This window comes from Niveispirillum sp. GW835-FHT14G11 (assembly GCF_058793615.1).
In genome coordinates this window covers 221174-244636 of record NZ_JBXAFZ010000011.1, presented here as the reverse complement: position 1 = coordinate 244636, position 23463 = coordinate 221174, and the positions used below count along the sequence as shown (strand labels likewise).

Genomic DNA, 23463 nt, shown 5'->3' with positions numbered 1-23463 from the left:
GCCTCGCCCGCCGACAGGGCGGCGGATCGTTATTCTGGGGATGGGTGGTGGGTGCCGCCGTCGCGGAACGCCATGACAGCAACGATACGGCGTGCGAACAAATCACCAAAGGCGTTTGTAGCGATACCATGCATCGGCCAAACTGATATATTCCTTCAGCTACCCGCCTTCACCACTTGCTGATCGATGGCCCCGAACAGGCTCTGCCCGTCCTTCACCACCTCCATGCGGACGCGATCGCCGAAATGCATGAAGCCGGTGCGGGCAATGCCATCGTCCAGCAATTCGATGCCGCGGCGCTCGGCAATGCAGCTGGAGCCGATCTCCCGGTAATGAACGTTCGACACGGTGCCCGACCCGATGATGGTGCCGGCGCACAGATCGCGGGTGCGGGCGGCATGGGCGATCAGTTCGCCAAAGCAGAAGCCCATGGCCCCGCCATTGGCGGCCCCGAATCGCCTTCCGTTCCAATCGACCAGCAGATCCAGATGCGCCCGCCCGTCCTTCCAGCTGGTCCCCAACTCGTCCGGCGTCACGGCAACCGGGGCTGCCGAACAGGCGGGCTTGGCCTGGACCCAGCCGAAGCCCGTCGCCATCTCCACCCGGCCCGTGGCGCGCAGGGACCAATCATTGACCAGCAGCACCAGTTTCACATGGTCCCGCGCCGTGGCAGGGGGCGTGCCCATAGGCACATCATCGGTGATAATGGCGAACTCGCCCTCGAAATCGATGCCATCCTCCTCCGACGGCAGGGGCACGGGGGCCATGGCCGCAATGAAGTGATGGGACATGCCCTGATACATCAAAGGCCGGTCGGATTGCGGGTTGGCGATGCCGAACACCTTGGCCATCAGTTCCCCATGGGAATGGAAGGCCGATCCGTCCAGCCATTGCCAGGCGCGCGGCAGCGGCGCCAGTGCTTGGGCGGGATCGAACAGAATGGCCCCGGCAGCAGTACCCTGGTTCAGCCTGTCCGACAGTGCCTGCAGGCGGGGGGCAACGGCTTTCCAATCATCCAACGCCTGTTGCATCGTCTGCGCGATGCCTGTGGCGGGAACGGCGCGCGACAGGTCGCTGGAGACGACGACCAGACGCCCGTCGCGCGTGCCATCGTCAAGGCTTGCCAGTTTCATCGGGGTTCCCTGAAAATTGGAAAATAGATCACTGGCATACGCAGGATGGGAGCCGTCTTTAAGTCGGTATTGCCGAAGCCTTGTATCGGCAGCGGTGATAGGTCGGCGCGTGACGGTGGGCGCATGCCGCGATGGTCATTCCAAACCCGCCTATCCGCTTTCATAAATTTCTGCCCATCGTCGCCACGCGACGGGTTGACGATCTTCAGAACCGCACATATGGTACCGTTATCAATAATAAATGTATGACAAATCGGGGAGATGACGATGAAGAAGCCGCGGCGAGTGCCAACGGCACTCTGATCCATATTCAGTCGATCGTGTCCGGCGGCCCCCGATCGGGCCGGGCCGGGAGAGTGCTCTTGCGGCCCCTTGAAAGGCCGCGAATGTAGCAGCGACATGACACCGGTAGCATTTTGGGATGCGCCATCGGGAACCTCCACCGATAATACCTGCATGATCAGCCCGCTTCACGTCCGGTCCGCTTGTTGGGTCCGTGCAACAGGAGAGAGAGTGTCAAATGACATTGTGCTCGCGTAGGCAGGCCCTGAAAGGGATTGGCGTCGCCACACTGGCCGCCCCCGCCCTGGCCCGCGCGCAGGCGATGGCCCCGTCGGGGGATGTCCCCGGCCCGCTGACGCTTTGGTACCGCCAGCCGGCCAAGGTCTGGACAGAGGCACTGGCCATCGGCAATGGCCGGCTGGGCGCCATGGTGTTCGGCGGTGTGGTGAAGGAACAGCTGCAGCTGAACGAGGATACGCTCTGGTCCGGCGGCCCTTATGATCCCGCCAATCCCGAGGCGCTGGCGGCATTATCCGACGTGCGCACCCTGATCGCCCAGGGCAAATATGCCGAGGCGGAGGCGCTGGTGAATGCCCGGGTGATGGGCAAGCCCGTACACCAGATGTCGTACCAGACACTGGGCAACCTGGGATTGGATTTTCCCGGTCTGGGAGAGGTTGCTGACTACCACCGCGAGTTGGACCTGGACCGTGCCGTCGCCACCACGCGTTTCCGCGTCGGCGACACCGTGCACACGCGGGAGGTCTTCGCCTCACCGGTCGATCAGGTGCTGGTGGTCCGCCTGTCGGCCGAAGGACCGGGCCGCGTGGATGTGGATGTCAGGCTTTCCACCCCGCAGAAGGCGGAGGTGAAGGCCGATGCCGGTGACCTGCTTTCCATGCGCGGACGCAACGGTGCCCAGCACGGGGTGGAAGGCGCGCTGCGCTTCACCTGTCTGGTCCGCGCCCTGCCGGTCGGCGGCACGGTGGAGGCGGCGGGCGACCATCTGAAGGTGCGCGGGGCGGAAAGTGTGGTTCTGCTGCTGGCGGCCGCCACCTCCTTCCGCCGCTATGACGATGTGTCGGGCGATCCTGACGCCATCGCGGGGGGCCAAGTGCTGGCGGCGGCGGACAAGCCTTTCCCCCGCCTGCTGGATGCGCATCTGGCGTCTCACCGCGCTCTGTTCCGCCGCGTCGCCATCGATCTGGGTACAACGTCCGCCGCCAGCCTGCCCACCGATGAACGGATGCGCGACAGCGAGCCGCTGAACGACCCGGCGCTGGCCGCCCTTTATCATCAGTTTGGCCGCTACCTGCTGATCTGTTCGTCGCGCCCCGGCATGCAGCCCGCCAATCTGCAGGGCATCTGGAACGACAGTCTGAAGCCCAGTTGGGGCAGCAAATACACCATCAATATCAATACGCAGATGAATTACTGGCCGGCGGAACCCACCGCGCTGCCGGAGCTGGTCGAACCGCTGGTGTCTCTGATCCGCGACATCGCCGAAACCGGGGCGCGCACCGCCAGAACCATGTATGGCGCACGCGGCTGGATGGCCCATCACAATACTGACCTGTGGCGCGCCACCGCCCCCATCGATGGGGCCAAGTACGGCATGTGGCCGGTGGGCGGGGCGTGGCTGTGCCTGCATCTCTGGGACCATTATGACTATGGCCGCGACCGGGATTTCCTGGCCTCTGTATATCCTTTGATGAAGGGGGCGGTGGAATTCTTCCTGGATACATTGGTGGAAGACGCCAGGAGCGGCTATCTGATGACAAGCCCGTCGCTATCGCCGGAGAACCCGCATCCCCATGGCGCCTCCTTAGTGGCAGGACCCGCCATGGATCAGCAGATCCTGCGCGACCTGTTCGATAATTGCGCGAAGGCGGCGGAAATTCTGGGGCTGGACCCCGAGTTCCGTGCCCAGGCCGCCAAGACGCGCGCCCGGCTGGCGCCCGACAGGATCGGCCGCGTCGGGCAGTTGCAGGAATGGGTGGAGGATTGGGACATGCAGGTCCCGGAAATCCACCATCGCCATGTCTCCCACCTCTATGCCGTCTATCCCAGCGGGCAGATCGACGTGTTCGACACGCCGGAACTGGCCGCCGCCGCCCGCAAATCCATGGAAATCCGGGGGGATGAGGCAACGGGTTGGGGTATTGGCTGGCGCCTGAACCTGTGGGCGCGGCTGGGTGATGCGGAACGGGCGCATCTGGTGCTGCGCATGCTGCTGCGCCCCGCACGCACCTACCCCAACCTGTTCGACAGCCACCCGCCCTTCCAGATCGACGGCAATTTCGGCGGCACCGCCGGCATCACGGAGATGGTGCTGCGCTCGCGCCAGAACGAGATACACCTGTTACCGGCCCTGCCCGGCGCCTGGCCCCGGGGCAGCGTCACCGGCCTGCGCGCCCGCGGCACGGTGCGTGTCGACCTGTCCTGGTCCGGCGGCACGCTGGATCAGGCGGTGCTGGAGGCGCGCGTGCCCGGCCGCCACCGCCTGCGCCTGGGTAGACAGGTGATCGAGATCGACCTGGAGGCCCGCAAGCCCGTGCGTGTCACGCGGGTCGGGGGCAGGCTGTCGGTGGCCCCGCTGTGATGCGGCCCATCCGGCCACCATGCAATCTGATCCCGTGAAGCCCAGCCACGAAAATCGACGAGAGAGATACCCAAATGACTGACATCTCCCGCCGCAACGCCCTGAGCCTGGCCCTGATGGGCAGTGCCGGCTTGGCCGCCGGCCCCGTCGCCGCTGCGCCGGCAACCACCCCCTCCCCCGCCTGCCTTCCCCCCGGCAAGCGGGGCGGTCCACAATGGGCGCGCGGGCTGGACAATCAGCGCAAGCCCGATCTGGGCGACGGGCGGTTCTTGAACCCGCTGTTTTCGGGCGACCATCCCGATCCGACCATCCTGAAGGACGGGAGGGATTATTACATCACCTTCTCCACCTTCGACAGCTATCCCGGCCTTGTCATCTGGCATTCAAGCGACCTGTTGAACTGGACGCCCGTTACGGCGGCGCTGACCAGGAACCTGGGTTCCGTCTGGGCACCAGAGCTGACTAAGCATAATGGCCGCTATTTCCTGTACATCCCCGTGAAGGGCAATCCCACCGGCACCTATGTCATCTGGGCCGACAAGATCGAAGGGCCGTGGAGCGAGCCGAAATATCTCGGTCTGTCCGGCTTCATCGATCCCGGCCATGCGGTGGGAGAGGATGGGTCGCGCTGGCTGTTCCTGTCAGGCGGCAGCCGCATCCGGTTGAGCGATGATGGCCTCTCCACCATTGGGGAACCGGAGAAGGTCTATAATCCGTGGCGCTACCCGTCCGACTGGGTGGTGGAGGGCTTCTCCCCCGAAGGGCCGAAGGTCATGCAGCATGGAGAATATTATTACATGATCACCGCCGTGGGCGGCACGGCCGGCCCGCCGACCGGCCATATGGTGATCGCTGCCCGGTCCAAATCCATCCATGGCCCGTGGGAGGATTGCCCCCACAATCCCATCGTCCGCACCGTTGACAATGACGAATATTGGTGGTGCCGGGGCCATGCCACCCTGGTGGAGGGGCCGGCCGGCGACTGGTGGACCGTTTATCACGGGTATGAGAACGGGTTCTGGACGCTTGGCCGGCAGACGCTGCTGGACCCGGTGGAATGGACCGAAGATGGCTGGTTCCGCATGCTGGGCGGGGACCTGTCACAGCCGCTGCCGGCGCCCAAGGGCGGCAAGCCCGGCCCCCACGGCCTTGCCCTGTCGGACGATTTCAAGAGCCTGGCCATCGGCACCAAGTGGAATTTCTTTAAGCCCGGCCCGGATGAGGGCAAGCGCGCCAGCGTGTCCGGCGGGGTCTTGCATCTGACCGCCAGTGGAGTTGCGCCTAAGGACAGTTCGCCCCTGCTGCTGGTGGCGGGTGACACAGCGTACCAGTTCGAATGCGATATCGAGATCGAGGCCGGCGGCGTGGCCGGCCTCGTCCTGTTCTACGATCAGCAGCTCTATTGCGGGCTAGGCTTCGATGAGAAACGGTTCGTGACCCACCAGTACGGGATCGAGCGCGGGCGGCCGGCCAATCCGCATGAGCGAAAATTGCGCATGCGCGTCACCAACAACCGCCACATCGTCACCTATGACACCAGCAACGATGGCGGCAAGACCTGGGCGCGGTTCGACCGCGGTATGGAGGTATCGGGCTATCACCATAATGTCCGGGGCGGGTTCCTGATGCTGCGGCCAGGGCTTTATTCGGCCGGCGCCGGCACCGCCCGGTTCACCAACTTCACGTTCAAGGCGCTGTGAACAGGGTGGAGGGGCCGCATTCAAGCCCCCCCTCGCAAGCGGCCAGATCACGTCCCTAGCAGTGCTCCCACACCACCGCCAGGTACGTGATCTCTCAGGGGATGGGGCTTCTTTTCCCTGTCTACCAATGCTATCGCTGCCCTGGCCACGCCATGCTGAATGGGGGAGTTGATGAGCCGTCCTGGATTGAAGGGCACCTATGCCGCCCCGGCGCTGGAAAAGGCCTTCGAGATCCTTGAGTTGCTGGCAGAGAAGCCCGCCGGCATGCAGATCAGTGAGATGTCGGCCATTCTGGGCCGATCGGTGGGGGAGCTGTTCCGCATCGTCATCGTGATGGAACAGCGTGGCTATTTGCAGAAATCCCAGGCCAATGACCGCTATACGGTAGCCTACAAGCTGCTGGACGTGGCGCTGCGGGCCACCCCATCGCAGAACCTCATCACCATGGCCGTGGCCCCCATGGAACGGCTGGCCGAACGCGTGGGCCAGTCCTGTCACCTGGTCGTGGTCAATGGCGGCCAAGGGCTGGTGATCGCCCGACAGGAAAATCCAGGAACACGCGGCTTCGCCCTGAAGGTGGGGGCCGCCGTGGATTTGCTGCACAGCTGTTCGGGCCATGTGCTGCTGGCCTTCTCCCCCCCTGCCCGCACGTCGCGCCTGATCGAACTGGCCGAAGCCGTGCATGGCGCGACGCTTGATCGCCTCGCGCTGATGCAGGCCCTGGACAAGGTGCGGGCTCAGGGTTTCGACAGCCGCAAAAGCCCGGTCACCTTTGGCGTCACCGACATCAGCCAGCCGATCTTCGGCTTCAACGGCGACGTCATGGCGGCCCTGACCATCCCCTTCATGGAAATGGTCGACGGATCGCAGAAGGTAGATGCGGACGAGGCACGCCAACAGCTGCGTGAGACGGCCCTGGCGATTTCCAACGCCCTGGGCCACGCCCCCTGACCATAGGCAAAACCGGTCTGCACCAGGAAGGACGCCTGGCCGGGGTGACTGCACCTTCATCTATATTTTCTTATTTGAAAATCTAATTTCATTTGCGATAATTGATCCACATGAAGCCGTGGCATAGACCGGGCAACCAGGGAGAAGCCGATGCCTGTGGATGGGTGGCGGGACGGGGGCGCGCAATGAGCCACCGGCGGGTCCTGGCCCTTGACCTGGCGGCCGATGCCGCCCTGATGGCCGAATATGAAGCGCTGCATGCCCCCGGTGGCGTCTGGCCTGAGGTGCTGGCCCATATAAGGGCCACGGGTGTTCTGGAGATGCAGATCTGGCGGGTGGATGACCGCATGGTGATGGTGGCGGAGGTGGCGGATGACTATCCCCGCCCTGCCCCACCGGCCCTGAACGCCGCCGTCTCCCGCTGGGAAGAACGGATGTGGCGGTTCCAGAAGCCCTTGCCGCAGGCAGCGGCGGGGGAGAAATGGCGGCCCATGCACCCGATCTTCGACCTGTCACAGCATACGGACGACGCGTCGTGATCGCGCCGGCGACCCGCCCGATCGGACGCACGGCGTTGCGCGTGCCGGAAATCGGTTTCGGCGCAGCACCGCTGGGCAACCTCTATCGCCCCCTGTCCGATGAACGGGCCACCCGGACCCTGGCGGCAGCCCTGGATGCCGGGCTGACCCATATCGACACCGCGCCTTATTACGGGTTTGGCCTGTCCGAACGACGGGTGGGCGATGGCGTGCGCGGGCGGCGGGATGTGGTGCTGTCCAGCAAGGTCGGCCGGCTGCTGGTGCCCGATGCCGGGGTGCAGGATGACCGGGAACGCCATGGCTTCCGGTCATCCCAGCCGTTCCGGCCGGTTTATGACTATAGCCATGATGGGGTGATGCGGTCCTGGGAGGCGTCGTTGCAGCGCCTGGGGCTGGCGCGCATCGATATCCTGTATGTCCATGATATCGGCCGCCTGACCCATGGCGATGCCCATGCAACCATGTTCGAGCAGTTGACACGCGGCGGCGGCTTCCGGGCCCTGGAAAACCTGCGCAGGGAAGGATCGATCACCGCCTTCGGCATCGGCGTGAACGAGGTGCAGGCCTGCCTGGATTGCCTGGATAGGGCCGACCTGGACGTCATTCTGCTGGCCGGGCGTTATACGCTGCTGGAACAGGGAGCCTTGGATGGGCTGATGCCGGCATGTGCGCGGCGGGGCATCAGCCTGACCCTGGGCGGCATCTTCAATTCCGGCATCCTGGCCACCGGCACGCGCGGACCCGGCATCGGTCCCTACGATTACCGCCCGGCCCCGGCAGCGGTGATCGATCATGTACGCCGGATCGAGGACGTATGCGACCGGCATGGGGTGTCCCTGCCCGCTGCCGCCCTTCAATTCGCGCTGGCTCATCCACTGGTGGCAAGTGTTATTCCCGGCCTGGACAGTCCTGAACGCGTCGAGGCGACAGGACAGCTCCACCAAGCGCCGATTCTGTCCGATTTCTGGGATGAATTACGGTATCTGGATCTGGTGCGTGTCGATGCCCCCACGCCGGCGGGGAGATGGTGATGAGCACCGCCATCGACGCGCACCAGCATTTCTGGGACCCCGCGCGGGGCGACTATGGCTGGCTGACCCCGGCCCTGCCGACGCTCCACCGTCCCTTCCTGCCCCGGGATCTGCGCCCGCTGCTGGACATGGCCGGGATTGCCGGCACCATTCTGGTACAGGCGGCAGCGACGGAGGCGGAGACGGATTTTCTGCTGACGCTGGCCGACGCCAACCCGTGGATCAGGGGTGTCGTCGGCTGGATCGACCTGGACGCACCGGACGTCGCCAACCGGATCAAAAGACGGCAGGCACAGGCAAAATTTGTCGGACTCCGACCCATGTTGCAGGATTTGAACGATCCGAACTGGATATTGTCACCGTCATGCGCCGCCGGGCTGGCAGCGTTGGCGGCGTCCGGGCTGGCCTTTGATGCGCTGGTGAAGCCCCCGCAGCTTCATTGCGTGGCCGAGTTAGCGCGGAGGTACCCGGACCTGCGGATCATCATCGATCATGGGGCAAAAGGGCCCATCGGTGCCGGCCCTGTCGAGGATTGGCGCGCGGATATGCGTGCGGTGGCGCGGTTCCCCAATATCTGCTGCAAACTGTCTGGACTGGTAACCGAAACGGCACCCGGCAGCGATGACGCGGCGATACTGGAACGGATGGGCGAGTTGCTGGACCTGTTCGGGCCGCACCGGCTGATCTGGGGCAGCGACTGGCCCGTGCTGGAACTGGCCAGCAGTTATGGGGGCTGGCACGGGCTGACCAGCCGGTTCCTGGCGCGACTGCATGATGATGCGGCAGCCATCCTTGGCGACAACGCCCGGCGCATCTACAGGCTGGAGGGGACATGATGGCACCGGCGGTGATCCTGCTGCATGGGGATGACAATGTCGTTGTCTGCTGCCGGACGGTGGCGGCGGGGGAGCATATCAGCCAGGACGGGGTGGATATCGTGGCGGCTGAACCCGTGGCGCTGGGTCACAAGCTGGCACGCCATGACCTGCCGGCGGGGACCAAAGTGGTCAAGTACGGCGCCCCGATCGGGTCGATGACGGCAGCGGTGGCGGCAGGCGGCTGGGTCCATATGCACAATATGAAAAGCGACTATATCAGTGCGCATCTGCGCGATGCGGCCAAAGGATAGGGCATCATGAAGGCGCAAGGCTATCTGCGGCCCGACGGGCGCAAGGGCATCCGTGACGTGCTGATCGTCGTCTATCTGGTGGAATGCGCCCACCATGCGGCGCGGCGCATCGTCGATCTGGCCGATGACGCACAGGTGCATCTGGTGGGCTTTCCCGGCTGCTATCCCAACGATTACGCCAAGCGGATGATGAAGGCGCTGGTCGTCCATCCCAATGTCGGCGGGGTCGTGCTGTTGTCGCTGGGCTGTGAAAGTTTCGACCGGGAAGGGCTGGCGGCGCATGCGCTGGCCAATGGCCGACCGGTGGAGACGGTGGTGATCCAGCAGGCGGGCGGCACGCGCGCCGCCATCGGCCAGGGGCTGGCCGCGGTACGGCGCATCCGGGCGGAAATGGCGGCAAAGGCGGTGCGGGTGCCGATGGCTCTGAGCGACCTGGTGGTAGGCACCATATGCGGTGGGTCGGACGGAACCAGTGGTATCACCGCCAACCCCGCCGTGGGCCGCGCCTTCGACCTGCTGGTCGATGCGGGTACGACCTGCATCTTCGAGGAGACGGGGGAGATGATCGGCTGTGAAGGACCGATGGCGGTGCGGGCGGCCAGCCCGCCGGTGGCCGATGCCATCGTGGACGCCATCGCCAAGGCCGAAACCTATTACCGCACCATGGGCTATGGCAGCTTCGCACCTGGCAATGCCGAAGGCGGCCTGTCCTCACAGGAAGAGAAATCGGCCGGCGCCTATGTGAAGTCGGGCAGCCGCCCCATCGTCGGTGTTATCAAACCGGCCGAACTGCCGACCGCCCCCGGCCTCTACCTGCTGGACGTGGTGCCCGACGGGGAACCGCGCTTCGGCTTTCCCAACATTTCCGACAATGCGGAGATTGTGGAGATGATGGCCTGTGGTGCCCACCTGACCCTGTTCACCACAGGGCGCGGGTCCGTCGTCGGGTCGGCCATCGCGCCGGTCATCAAGGTCACCGGCAATCCGGAGACCTGGCGCCGCATGGGGGAGGATATGGACATCAATGCCGGTGCCATCTTCGACGGTTCCGCCACGCTGGACAGCGTGGGGGCAGAGATATTGGCACTAGTGGGGGCAGTGGCGGCCGGGGCGGAGACCAAGTCCGAAGCCATGGGCCACCGCGAATTCATCCTGACCTATAAAAGCTTCGAGCCGTCGGGCCCCGGCTGCTTTCCCCGCTGAAACGGACATCGCGCACATGAGCCATAAGGGAAGACTGGCGGGAAAGACCGCCCTGATCACCGCCGCCGGCCAGGGCATCGGCCGCGCCACCGCCGAACTGTTCGCCGCCGAAGGGGCGACCGTCTGGGCCACCGATATCAACGCAGCGGCTCTGGAAAGTATGGCGGGCTGCCGCACGCGCCGGCTGGATGTGCGTGACCCGGCCGACATCGCAGCGGCACGGGCGGAGATCGGACATATCAACGTGCTGTTCAATTGCGCCGGCATCGTGTCTGGCGGCAATATTCTGGAATGCGGGGAGGATGAATGGGCCCTGGCCTTCGACATCAATGTCACGGCCATGTACCGGATGATCCGCGCCTTCCTGCCCGGCATGATCGACGCGGGCGGCGGGTCGATCATCAACATGTCGTCGGTGGCCAGTTCGATCAAGGGTGTGCCCAACCGCTTCGTCTATGGCGCGTCCAAGGCGGCGGTGCTGGGCCTGACCAAGGCGGTAGCCGCCGATTTCGTCACCAAGGGCATCCGCTGCAACGCCATCTGCCCCGGCACGGTGGACACCCCGTCCCTGCATGAAAGGCTGCGCGCCACCGGCGATTACGACGGCGCCTGGGCCGCCTTCACCGCCCGCCAGCCGATGGGCCGTGTAGGCGCCCCCCAAGAGATCGCCGCCCTGGCACTGTATCTGGCGTCAGATGAGAGCAGCTTCACCACGGGCCAGGCCCACGTCATCGATGGCGGCTGGACGAACTGAACCCCGCCTTACCGATTCCGGTACGCGTACAACCCCACCACCAGGAAGCATACCAGCGGCAAGGCGAAACCCAACTGCATGGTCCCCGTCGCTACCGCGATCATCCCCATCAGCGGCGGGCACAGCGCGCCGCCGATGATGGCCATGATGATGCAACTGGACCCCAGCGGCGCCAGCGGGCCCAGCCGGTCGATGCCCATGGCGAAGATGGTGGGGAACATCACCGACATGAAGAAGCTGGTCAGGACCAGCGCCCCCACCGCCACCTGTCCCGATGCCCCCATGGCCACCGCGCACAGGGCGGCGTTGATCATGGCATAGATACCCAACAATCGGGCGGGCGCCACCCTGGTCATCAGGGCCGTGCCCACGAAGCGGCCGGTCATGAACAGCACCAGGCTGGCCGACAGCAGGAACGCCGCCTGGCGTTCCGACATTTCCGGCGTGGCATCCTTCACGAAATCGACAAAGAAGCTCCAGATCCCCACCTGGGCGCCGATATAGAAGAACTGCGCCACCACGGCCGCCACCAGGGTGCGGTGGCCCAGCAACTGCCGGAACTGGCTGCTCAAGCCCCCTTCCTGCCGCCCGATATCACCCTTGGGCAGTCTGGTGCAGATCACGGCCAGCGCGATCAGCCCGGCGACCCCGGCCAGCAGCAGATAGGGCAGGCGTACGGTCGACGCCTCCATCGTGCGATAGGCTTCCAGGTCGGTCACCGACATGGCGGCCAGCGCGTCCGGCGAATGTTCGACGCCGGAGAAGATCAGCACCCCACCGACGATGGGCGCGATGAAGGCCCCGAAACCGTTGAAGGATTGCGCCAGGTTCAGGCGCTGCGGCGCGCGCTGCGGATCACCGAAGGCGGCGATATAGGGATTGGCCGCCGTCTCCAGAAACGCCGCACCGGCCGCGATGACGAACAGCGCCGACAGGAACAGCCCATAGGTGCGCTCATATGAAGCCGGCAGGAACAGCAGGGCGCCCGTGGCATAGAGCACCAGCCCGGTGATGATCGCCGCCTTGTAGCCATGCCGGCGCATGACCAGCCCCGCCGGCAATGCCATCACAAAATAGCCGATATAGAACACGAACTGGATGAAACCCGCCTGCATCCGGTCCAGGCCCAGGGCTTTCTGAAAGTGGCGGATCAGGATGTCGTTGAAATTATTGGCAATCGCCCACAGGAAGAACAGACTGGCGATCAGCGCGAAACCCCAGCGGAACCCGGTAGCGATGAAGGGCGGCGGGTTCTGTGCGCGCGTCCCTGACGTTTCCTCTCCTGACATATCGGCCGTCTCCTGGCTCTTTTCTGGATTGGCAAGAATGTTGGTACCGTTTCCTCCGGTTCAAAACCGCACAATGGTCTGCTGCGCCTAAATATGGGTGCAGCAATCGGGCCGTCGCACCGGGTCGGGACGAGAGACCAGCGTCAGTTCCAAGGCCCGCTCACAGACGAATGCCTTCACATGCCGCTCCTAGACGACGCATGCCCTAACCATCACATGCTTAATCTCATATATGCGATCAAATTATCATACGTGCAATGAAGAAACGCGTGCCCATCAGGACACGGCGCTTCAACATCTTCAGTTTGACAGCCTGTGGCGTGCGGTCATTGCGACATGGACCCAGGCGGGCCGTGGTCATCGCTGGAACACTGGACATTCATGCCGCCGCCATGATTGCCCGCATCAGAACCGGGTTTCCAGGGAAACGCCCAGCGTCCGCCGCCCCTCCCGCACGTTCCAGTTTACGTAGTTGCCGACATTGGCGAACGGCGTGGCCAGGATCGCGGCCTTGAAGTTCTCATCGAACAGGTTGCGGGCAAACAGGCTGACGCGCCACGCGCCATCACGGTCGGACACGCCCAGCGTCGCATTGAAGACGCCATAGGCGGGGTGTTTGGTATCGGGATTGCCCACGGCATTGAAGGTCTTCGACCGCCAGGCATAGTTGGCCGACAGGTCCATCACCAGATCGGCAAGGACATCCTGTTCATAGGCGAAGCCCAGATTGTAGGTCACCTTGGGTGCGTTGGCCAACGGGTCGCCCTTGGCCTGATACAGCGGGTTAGCGGCGGTGGAGCCGGGCGCGTTGCACTGTGCGGCAATCGCCACCGCCCCCTGTTGCTGGATATAATTGGGGCAGGTGGTGAGATAGTCCGTGAAGACCGCGTCGGCATAGGCCAGCGCCGCATTCAGGCGCAGTTCGCGCGTTACCTGCAAATTGCTTTCGATCTCGAAGCCCTTGGTGCGCAGACCGCCGGCATTCTCCGTCACGAACTCGTTGTTGCGCAGGACGGCAGTCTGCAAATTCTTGTATTTGTCGTGGAACAGGTTGCCGTTCAGGGTCAGACGGCCATCCAACAGCGTGGCCTTGGCACCCAGGGTGAAGTCATCCACCGTCTGCGGGTTCACCTCCGTCCGTGTACCACTGAGGCCGGAGAAGGTGACGGTGGGGCCCAGATAGCCACGGGCGTAGGTTGCAAACAGCAGCACATCCTGCATCGGCGTATATTCGCCGCCAAACCGGCCGGACATGCTGGCATCCGTCACCTTGCCCTCCGACAGGGCACGCGGGGCGTATGGTACGACACCGGCCGGCAGGGTCGTATCGACCTGAGAGAAACTGCTGGCCTCCACCCAATCCTTGGACACACGCAGGCCACCCAGCAGGCGGAATTCATCCGAAAGACGCAGCTTGCCGTCGGCAAACGCGGCCGCGCCTTCAGTGGTCGTCTCCCCCTGGGACAGGCCGGCGGTGATGGAGATGGTGACGGGGGCGAAGGGCTGGGCCGGGCGCAGCAGGGCGCTCTCACCGGTATTCGTCACCTTCTGGCGGAAGATGTACAGACCGGTCACATATTCCAGGCTTTCGCCCGAGGGTGAGGTCAGCCGCACCTCCTGTGAGATCAGGGAGCGGTTATTGCCCACGCGCCGCGCCTCGAACACCGGCAGCGGACCGGCATCGATGGAATAGATGCCCGGCTTCTCATCCTGGCGGCGCCAGGCGGACAGGGCGGTCAGGCTGTAATCGCCCAGCGCCCAGACCAGTTCCAGCGAGGAGCCGAAATTCTCCACCTTCTCGAACCCGCCGCCATTTTCCACCGACGATTCATTATCGAAGGACGGGGTGACGCCCAGATTGGCCAGATTGACGCCCGGCGGATTGAACTTGGGATCGCCCGCCGGCACCTTGTTCAAGGTCCAGAGCTGGCCCGGCCCCTTCTGACTGCGGCGGGAATAATCGCCGATCAGGTAGGCGCTGAAATTGTCATTCACATCCCATAGCAACTTGGCGCGGCCGCCGGTGCGCTTATTGGCCCCCCACATCTCGTTGCGGACGACATTCTCGACGAAGCCGTCATGGCTGCGGTCGAAAGCATAGACGGCCATGGCCAGATTGTCGGCCAGCGGCAGGTTCAGATTGCCATGGATATCCGTCTCATCCAACGAGGCGTAGGAGGCGAACAGGTCGCCCGACACAGCCGTCGCATCGGGCCGGCGGGTGGTGATGGAGATGACGCCCGAGGACGCGTTCTTGCCGAACTGCGTGCCCTGCGGGCCCTTCAGCACCTCAATCCGCTCGATATCGCCCAGACTTTCCACCGGATTGCCAAAGCCGACGACGACGCCGTCCACCACAGTGCCGACGGGACTTTCCGACGCGCTGGCGAAGCCGCCGGCATTGCCGACGCCACGCAGGCGAAAACCCGCGTCATTGGGGGTAGAGCCGAACTGCACGCCGGGCGTGGTGTACTGGATGTCGGTCAAGTCCTTGATGCCGGTCTCCAGCAGCTGTTCGGCGCCGATGGCGGTGACGGCCAGGGGCACCTCCTGCAGCCGTTCCTGCCGGCGGGACGCGGTGACGACGATCTCATCCAGTGTGATAGCCTCCTGGGCGGCGGCCAGGGGGGCCGGGCCGGCCAGCAGGGCGATGAAGGTGGCGCCGGCATGCAGCGGCGAATGGACAAGCGTGCGCATGGTCAAAGACCTCCCTTTTGATTTTGATTGCCGGCCAAGCCTGTGCCGTTTCCGGCCGGCGGGGCGGGCGGATCGGGGAGTGGCTTGCCGGATTTTCAGATGATGGACGAGAGCCGTCAGGCGTGCCTGATCGGTGCCAACGACCGGATCATGTTCTTCTCCCTGCACGGCCCGATTGCTTCGGGTTTCTGCCGGTGACGGTCAGCCGATAAATGTCGCCGCCACCAAATCTTTCACATCCCATCAATAGCAGAGGGCCATCCCAACCGTTCATTTTCATTCAACATCATGTGTATTTCGCAAAATGATGGATGGGGTGGGGGGATCTATTTCCCGGATTGATCCATTCCCGCCGCCACGTCGCGCATGAAGGTGCGCATCCAGGCCATGCCGGGATCGGACGAGCGGTGCTTGTGCCATTGCAGCATCTGGGTGAAGCCGCCCAACTGGATGGGCAGTTCCAGCAGGCGCAGGGCCAAGCGTTTGGCCCAGATATTGGCGGAGCGGCGGTGCATGGTGGCGATGCGGTCGGTGCCGACCACCGCATCGGCCACCAGGGTGAAATTGGGCGCATAGACGGTGATGTTGCGCCGGAAGCCGCGGCCGGCCAGCAACTCATCATCGATATGCGGCACCTTGGTCGGCCCCATGCTGGTGCCGACATGTTCCAGATTGAGATATTGCTCCAGCGCGATGGTATCGCCGATCTTGGGATTGTCCTGCCAGCAGACACAGACGAAATCATCGCGGAACAGTGGCTCGCGCGGATATTCCTCAACCGTGCGCTTCTCCGGCACGATCAGGAAATCGGCAACACCCTGGCGCAGATGCTCCGCCGCGTTCTCCGTGGTCAGCACGGTGCGCAGCCGGATGCCGGGTGCGCGTTCCCGCAGGCGGCGCACCACCTCCGCCACGAAGACCAGGAAGGCATAATCCGAGGTGATAACGGTAAAGTTGCGCTCCTCCGTCGCAGGGTTGAAGCCGGCACGGCTGGTGGAAATCCGCTCCAGCTCCACCAACGTATCGCGCACCTGGGCGCCCAGCATCTCCGCGAAGGGCGTGGGCACCATGCGGCGGCCCACCTGCACGAACAGTTCATCTTCAAAATATTCGCGAAGACGGCGCAGCGCGTTGCTGACGGCAGATTGCGTCATGTTCAGTTGCTGCGCGACCTTGCTGACGCTCTCCTCCGCCAGCAGCTTGTCGAGGATGACCAGCAGGTTCAGGTCAAGCCGGTTGAAACGCATCTTCCACCCTGGGGCATTCTTGTCATTCCCGCCAGCCTAGCCGTTCCCGCCCGGCAATGCCATGCGGACCAACCGGACAGGACCAGCCAGGCCGGACGGCAGCAAGGGGGCCTTGGGATCAGGATGCAGCAAAGGATGGGTGTTGGTGGTGACACTGGGCACCCCCGCGCCACCCACATCGCCCACGATGCGGTTGGGCCAGAGATTGCTGACCGCCACCTCCAGCATGTTGGTACCGGCCTTCAGCAGTGGCCCGACATCCACGCGATAAGGCGGCTTCCAGGCGATGCCCGCCTCCTTGCCGTTCACCCGCACCGTTGCCACCTCATACACCCGGCCCAGATCAATCCAGACCGGCTGCCCCACCCAGGCGACGGGGAGTTTGACCTGCGTCTTATAGGTGGCGGTGCCGGAGAAATGCCGGACGGACGCGTCGGACAGGTCGTTCCACAATCCCAATTGGGGAAGAAGGACGCTATCCGGCGTGGCCTGACCCATGGGGAAGAACAAGGTCCAGGCACCGGACAGCGCCAAGCTCTCCGCCGCCACCGGGGCGGCCACCGCACGCGACGAAGCGGGTGCCTCGCCCCGCTGCACAATGAACAACGCCTGATGGGGGGCCAGCGACAGCGGTACGAACGTGCGCCCCTCTTGCAGACGGTACCCTGCCGGCTCCACGGTACCGCTGTCGGCATGCCACAGGGCGGCATCCCGCCCATCGCCGCGCAGCGACAGGGTAATGTTTTCGGCGCGATCCTTCTGATTGGCAATGAACCAGATATCGGCATCATCCGTGCGCCGATGGGCCCAGGCGATGTCGGCATCCGGTGCCCCCTGCACCAGCAGGTCTGGCGCCTGCCCCAGGTCAGCCATGGCGGCCGTGATATCGGTGGCGGGATAAAGCCTGCCCTTGCCGATGGTGCGCGGCGCCGTTTTCGTGGCGTCGGCGCCCCACAGTTCGGCGATCAGGGCCGCCACCCGTGACGGATCATCCCCCAGGCTGGGGCTGCCATCCGGGCGTGAGGCCAGCACGCACGCCCCCTGTCCCAGCAATTCGCGCAGCCGGGTCAGGGCGGCGAGCGTCAGCCCCTTCACCGATGGCGGAATGACCAGCAGCAGATAGCGCGCGCCCGACGGAGCCACCAGTTGCCCGTCCTTCACCGAAAGCAGCTCGGTCAGCGCATCCCGCCCTACGAAGTCCAGCCGATAGCCGGCGGGCACATCCAGCGGCAGCCGATCCGGGTCGGGCGCCGACAAGGCCGCCCCCTCCCCCGCCAGCCAGACGATATCGGCCACATCGCGGCCCTGCTGCATCAGGAATGAGGATCGGGAGAGATAGGTCATCCACGGCCCCGCCTGCTCAGCCCAGGTCTCATGCCGGGTGAGATACTGCCCGAACGGGCCCAGCGTGATACCGGGGCGCAGGTCGTCGGACGGCTGATGCACCGACGTATGCACCACGAACCGGTTGACGCCCCGCGCCAGGAACCGGTCGGCGAAGGGCTTCAATGCCGCCGGCGTCGCCGTGAAGGGCGGCATGAAGGGCAAGGCGGTGAACGCCTCCGCCGCCACCAGATTCTGGCCATAGAAATGCGCGGCGGACGCGGCTTCCGCGATATCGCTTGTATGCGCCGGGTCGGAGGGCGCACCCGGCGGCATCTGCCAGAACTCGCCCATCGGAATGTCGGTATACCGCTTGTTCAGGAACCCGTCGCCGGTGGTCGGCAGCCGCGTGCCCATCGCCTCCCCGTAATAGCCCAGGCCCTTCTCATGCGCGAAATCGCGGATGGTCTTGAAATGCGCTTCGGCCAGCAGATCGGCGATGGTGCGGCGGAAATCCCAGAGGAAGCGCTCGCTGTCGGTAACATTGCCCACTACCCGGCCGGTCAGGACGGGCAGCCAGGGCAGCATGTCGTACCCGCGCCGTCGTTTGAATTCCGCCGGAAGGGCCGGGGTCCAGTTGGCCTGCCCCGCCTCCCAGCTGTCGGTCAGCAGGTTCTTCAGGCCTTTGGCGCCGCGCAAATCGCCCAGCGCCTCATCGACAGGCCCCAGATAGCCCTCCAGATAGGCCCTGACGGCAGCGCCATCCAGCTTGTCCACCTCGAACCCGGTTCCCTCCGGATCGGCCGGGTGGTTCTTGACGCCGGTCAGGGAATGGCCCAGACGCAGCACCTGCCAGCGGCCGGCGGGCGGGGTCCAGTCCAGCGTGCCATCGGGCTTCATCCGATCGGTCAGGTCGATTACCTGATCGCGGGCGGGTGCCAAGGGGCCTGCCGCACCGGCGTCATAGGATCGCGCCGTGTCATAGGCCGCCTTGGCCTGCCAGCGATCGACCATCGCCTCCGTCTCGAACCGGATTTCGGTGACGGCGTGGACAGTCTGCTGCGGCATACCGGGAAGGGCCAGGGCCTGCGGCGGGATCGGGTCCAGGCGGAAACGCCAGCGCTTGGACGTGGCCTTGGGCAGCGATACGGTACGCACGGGCGCCGATGCCGGGAATGCCACCACCTGCTGCGGTTCGATCCGCACCAGTTCGCGCAAGGTACCGGTATCGTCCGCCACCTCCACCACGCCGCTGGGCGACAGGGCATTCAAAGGGTCCTCGATAGCGGCGGCCAGCGTCAGGGCCGGCAGGCTGACCGGCTTGTCGAAGGCATAGTCCACCCAGGCCAGTTGCCCGTCCGGCGCCTTCTGTTCCAGCCGCAGGGGCGTGGCATAAAGGCCGTCGCCCAGGATGGCGGCGTCGCCGGCGCTGCTGCTGATGCGCGGTTTCAGGTCGGACAGCGGCACCACCCCGTCGGGCAGGCGATAGGCGATGATGGCCACATCGGCATAATGGGTCGGGTCCGGCCCGTGTGGGGCTGCTGGCGGCCGCGCGCGGGCGCCCGGAACCGCCGGCGGGGGCGGCAGGCGCAGTTCCGGTGCCGGCGCCATGTCCTGGAACGGGCCGTTGCCGGCGGGCGGTGCCGGCAGCCTGCCCTGGAAACGTTTCCCTCCGTGGATCACGGTTTGCGACCACACCAGCTTCTTCATGGCCTGTTCAGGCTTGACCCAGGGGCCGCCCGTCTCGCTCCACCCCGCCGAGGCAGCCATGGTCATTTCCAGGCCCAGAGCATCAGCGCGTTCGGCCGTGTGTCGGACCATGGAACGCCATTCGGGTGAAAACACCACGACCGGCTTGTCCACCAGCAGCGGCGTTTCCAGATTGCCGGAGAACAGCTGGAAACCGCCGATACCCACCCGGCGCATCCAGGCCAAATCCTTGTCGATGCCGTCGGCGGTGACGTTGTTGCCCAGCCAGTGCCACCAGACGCGCGGCCTGGCACTGTCGGGCGGGGTCTGGAACCCGTCGCGCAATGTGTCGGTGGCGAATGCTGAGGTGCCGGACAACAGACAGGCGGCCAGCAGGATCATTGCCTTACGCATGGAGTTCCTTCCCCAGGCCGCGCAGCGACCATGTCGTGACAGCCAGAGCGATGACCGCGCCCAGCGGCATTTTCAATTGCAGAACCTGTCCCCAATCCAAGCCTTCCAACCCACGCAGCAGCAGGGCCACCGACGGCACCACCATGGTAGCAGCCAACAGCGCCAGCCCCACCCCACGCAACAGGATGAAACGCACGGACGGCGGTGGCAACAGACGGCGGCGGTTGATCAGGCTGGGCACCACGCTGCCCATCAGCGCGATCATGAAGGCGGTCGGGATCAGATCAATTAGCAGTGCATCGACTTCCACCCGCTCCATCCCATGGAAGGCCACCCAAGTGAAACCCAGGTTCAGCAAGCTGTTGATGGCGATGCTGACCGCCACCTCCCGGACCAGAAGCCCGCTCACGCCGCACCGCCATTGCGCCGGGCGATGGCGCCCAGATGGGCGGCGCTGGGCTTGGGGCTACGCTTCTGTGTGGCGCGATCCACGGCGACCAGCCCGAATTTCGGGCGATAGCCGAAGATCCATTCGTAATTATCCAGGAACGACCAATGCAGATAGCCCTTCACCGGCAAGCCGTCGCGGATGCAGTCGCGCAGCGCCGCGACAGCCCCGTCGATATAGGCGATGCGCCTTGTATCATCTTCCGTCGCGATGCCGTTTTCCGTGACATAGACGGGACGGCCTGTCGCCCCATGGACATAGCGGACGGTGGCACCCAGGCCCTGGGGATAGAATTCCTCCCCCATCTGGGTCAGTTCGGCCCCTTCCGGCGGGTGCATCAGGCCCTTGGCATCGAAGCGGTTGCGGCCATAGGTCTGCACGCCCACGAAATCGTCGACCTTCACCGCATCCAGCCAGGCATCGTTCAGATAGGACCGCACCTCGTCACGCTTGCTCCCCGCGCCAACCGCCTGGTCATCAACGATGGCCAGCGACACGCCGACGGGGAAACTGCCCGGCCCGGCCTTGATGGCGGCCACGCCCTTGCGATGCCCGTCGAGCAGATTGGGCAGCATGGCGTCCTGGTCGCCGAACTGTGCGGCGGAGAAGCGGGCGGAGCCGGCCAGGGCTGCCGCCCCCTGCATGGCCTTGCCCATGTCGGCAACGATGGGCGGCGGCAGGATGACCCGCAGCAACCGGCCCAGATTGGGCTCGTTCAAGGTGGTGGCAATGCTGGCAAATTCGCCCACCGCCTTCACCGCCGCCGCGCAGAAGCGGGCGAATTTGTCGCCCGACCCGGCCACTTCCCACCCGCCCTGCTTGGCGAACCACAGGGGCGTGGTGAAATGGTTGAAGGTGATGGCGGGCGCCAGGCCCTTTTCACGGGCCGTGGCGGCGACGCGGCGATATTGGTCCAGCGCCTGGGCGTCAAACCTACCCTCCTCCGGTTCGATCCGCGACCATTCCAGCGAGAAACGGAAGGCGTTGAAGCCCAGCCGGGCGGCCAGGTCCAGGTCCTGGGCATAGAGGTTCAGAAAGTCGCAGGCCTTGCCCGACTTTTCCAAAAACGGGCCGGGGGACAGCTGTTCCAGGTGCCAGATATCGCTGTTGCTGTTATCGCCCTCCGTCTGATGGCCGGAAATGGCGGCACCCCAGAGGAAATCCTTGGGAAACGCCGTACCCGCTGCCCGGCCGGGCAGTGCCGCCAGGGCGGCCCCCGCCGATAGTCCGGCCAGCAGCGCGCGGCGCCCGATATGATCATTGGTCAACATGACTGATCCTCCCTGCTTTATCATTGATTGTTCAGGCGGCGTCGGCGATGGGGTTGCGCAGCAGGCCGATGCCGGGAATATCCACCTCCACCACGTCGCCTGGCTGCATCCAGAGCGGGGGCTCGCGCTTCGCCCCCACCCCACCCGGTGTGCCCGTGGCGATGACGTCGCCGGGCGTCAGGGGTGTGAAGGCGGAGATATAGGCGATGATGGTGGGGATGGAGAAAATCATGTCGGCCGTCGGCTGGCTCTGCACCACCTGTCCGTTCAGACGCGTGGTCACGGTCAGGGCGCGATAATCCGGCACGGCATCGGTCGTCACCAGAACAGGACCGAAGCCGCCCGTGCCGGGAAAGTTCTTGCCCGGGGTGAATTGCTGCGTGTGCCACTGCCAGTCGCGCACCGAGGCATCGTTGAAGCAGGCATAGCCGGCCACGTGCGCGTGGGCATCCTCCACGGCAATGTCGCGCCCGCCCCGGCCGATCACCACCGCCAGTTCGCCCTCGAAATCCAGGTGCGTGGAATGGCGGGGGCGCAGGATGGGCTGGCCGGATGGGGTCAGCGTGTCGGCGAAGCGGGTGAAGATCGACGGGTGGGCAACCTTGGCCCGGCCCGTCTCCTGCCGGTGCGTCTCGTAATTATGCCCGACGCACAGGATCTTGCCCGGATTGGGGATGGGTGGCAGCAGGGTGACGGCCGACAGGGGGACCGTCGGCTCTGCGCCCGCCAGACCGGCCAGGATACCATCGGCGATGGCCGATTTCAGGTCGGGCGCCAGGGTGGTGAAATCCGCGATCCGGTCGCCGGAAACGGCGCCGAAGCCGGGTTTGCCATCATGAAGGAAACTGATCAAACGCATGGTTGCTTGCTCCTGTCAGCCGCGCCGGAAGCGGAAGACGCGTTCCGCCTCCCCCAATGCCGCCATGTCCTTGCCGGAGATGCCCCATTGGTCGATGCGGTTGGGCGGCCAGGTCCAGTCGTCTGGTGCGCCCGTGCGGTAATCCTCGCCAACCACTTCCACGGCGGTGGAGAATTCGACGACGGCACCGAATGGCGCGATGAAATAGGCGAAGACATTGGCCCCCGGCCCGTGCCGGCCCGGCCCCCAGGCTGGCACCATGCCGACATCACGCAACCGCCCGATACCGCGCATGACGGCATCCATATCGGTCATCTCGAACGCGATATGGTTCAGGGATGCAAAGCCTGCACGGGCAAAGGCGATGGAATGGTGCGAGGCGTTGCAGCGCACGAAGACCATGCCCTTGGTCCGGTCCGACACGCGGAAGCCCAGCACATCTTCTGCGAAACGCGCCGTCGCCTCCGCATCCACGGCATTCAGCACGACATGGGTCAGGCGCACGGCCCGGTCGGGAACCCCCGTCACCGGCTCCACCCGCCCGGCCCCGGACAGCAGGCGGATGACGGCGCCGTCCGGCAGGACCAGCGCGATGCCAGCACCAGCACCGGGATCGGTGGATGCCACTTCCATCACCGCCACGCCGTGCTGGGCGGCACGCCGGCGCGCGGCCTCGATCTCATCCGCCACCGCCAGGAAGGTGACGGAGCGGACCAGCGGATGGTCGGCAGGGTACAGGCCGACCAGATAGGGCTGATCCCCCGATCCGCGCAGGTAGCGGCTGTCCCCGTCCCCGCCGGCATCGCCCAGGCCCCAAACACCTGTCAGGAACCGCGCCGCCCCGTCGGGGTCGGGCAGGTCCAGCTCGATACTGCGCAATTCCATGGCAAGGCTCCTTGGCT

General features: G+C 65.0%; 19 protein-coding genes. 9 read left to right on the top strand and 10 right to left on the bottom strand.

Features of this window, described 5'->3' with window-relative positions; all coding sequences use genetic code 11:
- Positions 1-155: 155 nt before the first annotated feature.
- On the bottom strand, positions 156-1133 hold the full coding sequence (locus AC1Q7F_RS20875) for a fumarylacetoacetate hydrolase family protein (RefSeq protein ID WP_492510447.1): 978 nt from the start codon (positions 1131-1133) through the stop codon (positions 156-158).
- Positions 1130-1591, bottom strand: a complete 462-nt coding sequence (locus AC1Q7F_RS20870; protein WP_492510445.1) for a hypothetical protein — start codon at positions 1589-1591, stop codon at positions 1130-1132. The genes AC1Q7F_RS20875 and AC1Q7F_RS20870 overlap by 4 nt, the downstream gene beginning before the upstream one ends.
- Before the next feature lie 62 nt (positions 1592-1653).
- On the opposite strand from AC1Q7F_RS20870, the gene AC1Q7F_RS20865 reads away from it, so the two are divergent.
- The 9 genes from AC1Q7F_RS20865 to AC1Q7F_RS20825 all read left to right on the top strand — a co-directional run bounded on the left by AC1Q7F_RS20865 (position 1654) and on the right by AC1Q7F_RS20825 (position 11324).
- Complete coding sequence (locus tag AC1Q7F_RS20865; protein WP_492510444.1) at positions 1654-4017, top strand: glycoside hydrolase family 95 protein; 2364 nt, start codon at positions 1654-1656, stop codon at positions 4015-4017.
- 74 nt (positions 4018-4091) lie between these two features.
- Positions 4092-5717: a family 43 glycosylhydrolase gene (locus AC1Q7F_RS20860; protein ID WP_492510442.1), complete on the top strand. Its 1626-nt coding sequence runs from the start codon at positions 4092-4094 to the stop codon at positions 5715-5717.
- A gap of 171 nt (positions 5718-5888) precedes the next feature.
- A complete protein-coding gene (locus AC1Q7F_RS20855; protein ID WP_492510440.1) occupies positions 5889-6668 on the top strand; it encodes an IclR family transcriptional regulator in 780 nt (259 codons plus the stop codon).
- Between the two features lie 185 nt (positions 6669-6853).
- Positions 6854-7207 carry an L-rhamnose mutarotase gene (locus tag AC1Q7F_RS20850; RefSeq protein WP_492510438.1) on the top strand — a complete coding sequence of 118 codons (354 nt, stop codon included), beginning with the start codon at positions 6854-6856 and terminating at the stop codon, positions 7205-7207.
- A complete protein-coding gene (locus tag AC1Q7F_RS20845; RefSeq protein WP_492510436.1) occupies positions 7204-8238 on the top strand; it encodes an aldo/keto reductase in 1035 nt (344 codons plus the stop codon). Before AC1Q7F_RS20850 ends, AC1Q7F_RS20845 begins: the two co-directional genes overlap by 4 nt.
- Positions 8238-9074 carry an amidohydrolase family protein gene (locus AC1Q7F_RS20840; protein WP_492510434.1) on the top strand — a complete coding sequence of 279 codons (837 nt, stop codon included), beginning with the start codon at positions 8238-8240 and terminating at the stop codon, positions 9072-9074. Before AC1Q7F_RS20845 ends, AC1Q7F_RS20840 begins: the two co-directional genes overlap by 1 nt.
- Positions 9071-9367 carry a UxaA family hydrolase gene (locus AC1Q7F_RS20835; RefSeq protein ID WP_492510432.1) on the top strand — a complete coding sequence of 99 codons (297 nt, stop codon included), beginning with the start codon at positions 9071-9073 and terminating at the stop codon, positions 9365-9367. The genes AC1Q7F_RS20840 and AC1Q7F_RS20835 overlap by 4 nt, the downstream gene beginning before the upstream one ends.
- A 6-nt stretch (positions 9368-9373) precedes the next feature.
- Complete coding sequence (locus AC1Q7F_RS20830) at positions 9374-10570, top strand: UxaA family hydrolase (RefSeq protein ID WP_492510430.1); 1197 nt, start codon at positions 9374-9376, stop codon at positions 10568-10570.
- A 16-nt stretch (positions 10571-10586) separates the two neighbouring features.
- On the top strand, positions 10587-11324 hold the full coding sequence (locus AC1Q7F_RS20825) for an SDR family oxidoreductase (RefSeq protein ID WP_492510428.1): 738 nt from the start codon (positions 10587-10589) through the stop codon (positions 11322-11324).
- An 8-nt stretch (positions 11325-11332) separates the two neighbouring features.
- Here the strand turns inward: AC1Q7F_RS20825 and fucP are convergent, their stop codons facing one another.
- The 8 genes from fucP to AC1Q7F_RS20785 all read right to left on the bottom strand — a co-directional run bounded on the left by fucP (position 11333) and on the right by AC1Q7F_RS20785 (position 23446).
- Complete coding sequence (fucP, locus tag AC1Q7F_RS20820; RefSeq protein WP_492510426.1) at positions 11333-12613, bottom strand: L-fucose:H+ symporter permease; 1281 nt, start codon at positions 12611-12613, stop codon at positions 11333-11335.
- A 405-nt stretch (positions 12614-13018) separates the two neighbouring features.
- Positions 13019-15310 (bottom strand): TonB-dependent receptor, encoded by a 2292-nt coding sequence (locus AC1Q7F_RS20815; protein ID WP_492510424.1) that lies wholly within the window; start codon positions 15308-15310, stop codon positions 13019-13021.
- Positions 15311-15636: 326 nt separating this feature from the next.
- A complete protein-coding gene (locus AC1Q7F_RS20810) occupies positions 15637-16557 on the bottom strand; it encodes a LysR family transcriptional regulator (protein ID WP_492510422.1) in 921 nt (306 codons plus the stop codon).
- A gap of 36 nt (positions 16558-16593) precedes the next feature.
- A complete protein-coding gene (locus tag AC1Q7F_RS20805; protein WP_492510420.1) occupies positions 16594-19983 on the bottom strand; it encodes a glycosyl hydrolase in 3390 nt (1129 codons plus the stop codon).
- Positions 19976-20392 (bottom strand): hypothetical protein, encoded by a 417-nt coding sequence (locus tag AC1Q7F_RS20800; protein WP_492510419.1) that lies wholly within the window; start codon positions 20390-20392, stop codon positions 19976-19978. The genes AC1Q7F_RS20805 and AC1Q7F_RS20800 overlap by 8 nt, the downstream gene beginning before the upstream one ends.
- Positions 20389-21702 carry a glycoside hydrolase family 1 protein gene (locus tag AC1Q7F_RS20795; protein ID WP_492510418.1) on the bottom strand — a complete coding sequence of 438 codons (1314 nt, stop codon included), beginning with the start codon at positions 21700-21702 and terminating at the stop codon, positions 20389-20391. Before AC1Q7F_RS20795 ends, AC1Q7F_RS20800 begins: the two co-directional genes overlap by 4 nt.
- A 31-nt stretch (positions 21703-21733) precedes the next feature.
- Entirely contained in the window at positions 21734-22561 is an 828-nt protein-coding gene (locus tag AC1Q7F_RS20790) for a fumarylacetoacetate hydrolase family protein (protein WP_492510417.1), read from the bottom strand.
- A 15-nt stretch (positions 22562-22576) separates the two neighbouring features.
- On the bottom strand, positions 22577-23446 hold the full coding sequence (locus tag AC1Q7F_RS20785; RefSeq protein WP_492510416.1) for a VOC family protein: 870 nt from the start codon (positions 23444-23446) through the stop codon (positions 22577-22579).
- Positions 23447-23463 lie beyond the last annotated feature (17 nt).

Bases quoted from the DNA above. Each gene is read 5' to 3' on its own strand.
- AC1Q7F_RS20875 (WP_492510447.1), bottom strand. From the start codon at position 1,133: ATGAAACTGGCAAGCCTTGACGATGGCACGCGCGACGGGCGTCTGGTC.
- AC1Q7F_RS20870 (WP_492510445.1), bottom strand. From the start codon at position 1,591: ATGCAGGTATTATCGGTGGAGGTTCCCGATGGCGCATCCCAAAATGCT.
- AC1Q7F_RS20865 (WP_492510444.1), top strand. From the start codon at position 1,654: ATGACATTGTGCTCGCGTAGGCAGGCCCTGAAAGGGATTGGCGTCGCC.
- AC1Q7F_RS20860 (WP_492510442.1), top strand. From the start codon at position 4,092: ATGACTGACATCTCCCGCCGCAACGCCCTGAGCCTGGCCCTGATGGGC.
- AC1Q7F_RS20855 (WP_492510440.1), top strand. From the start codon at position 5,889: ATGAGCCGTCCTGGATTGAAGGGCACCTATGCCGCCCCGGCGCTGGAA.
- AC1Q7F_RS20850 (WP_492510438.1), top strand. From the start codon at position 6,854: ATGAGCCACCGGCGGGTCCTGGCCCTTGACCTGGCGGCCGATGCCGCC.
- AC1Q7F_RS20840 (WP_492510434.1), top strand. From the start codon at position 8,238: ATGAGCACCGCCATCGACGCGCACCAGCATTTCTGGGACCCCGCGCGG.
- AC1Q7F_RS20835 (WP_492510432.1), top strand. From the start codon at position 9,071: ATGATGGCACCGGCGGTGATCCTGCTGCATGGGGATGACAATGTCGTT.
- AC1Q7F_RS20830 (WP_492510430.1), top strand. From the start codon at position 9,374: ATGAAGGCGCAAGGCTATCTGCGGCCCGACGGGCGCAAGGGCATCCGT.
- AC1Q7F_RS20825 (WP_492510428.1), top strand. From the start codon at position 10,587: ATGAGCCATAAGGGAAGACTGGCGGGAAAGACCGCCCTGATCACCGCC.
- fucP (WP_492510426.1), bottom strand. From the start codon at position 12,613: ATGTCAGGAGAGGAAACGTCAGGGACGCGCGCACAGAACCCGCCGCCC.
- AC1Q7F_RS20815 (WP_492510424.1), bottom strand. From the start codon at position 15,310: ATGCGCACGCTTGTCCATTCGCCGCTGCATGCCGGCGCCACCTTCATC.
- AC1Q7F_RS20810 (WP_492510422.1), bottom strand. From the start codon at position 16,557: ATGCGTTTCAACCGGCTTGACCTGAACCTGCTGGTCATCCTCGACAAG.
- AC1Q7F_RS20805 (WP_492510420.1), bottom strand. From the start codon at position 19,983: ATGCGTAAGGCAATGATCCTGCTGGCCGCCTGTCTGTTGTCCGGCACC.
- AC1Q7F_RS20795 (WP_492510418.1), bottom strand. From the start codon at position 21,702: ATGTTGACCAATGATCATATCGGGCGCCGCGCGCTGCTGGCCGGACTA.
- AC1Q7F_RS20790 (WP_492510417.1), bottom strand. From the start codon at position 22,561: ATGCGTTTGATCAGTTTCCTTCATGATGGCAAACCCGGCTTCGGCGCC.
- AC1Q7F_RS20785 (WP_492510416.1), bottom strand. From the start codon at position 23,446: ATGGAATTGCGCAGTATCGAGCTGGACCTGCCCGACCCCGACGGGGCG.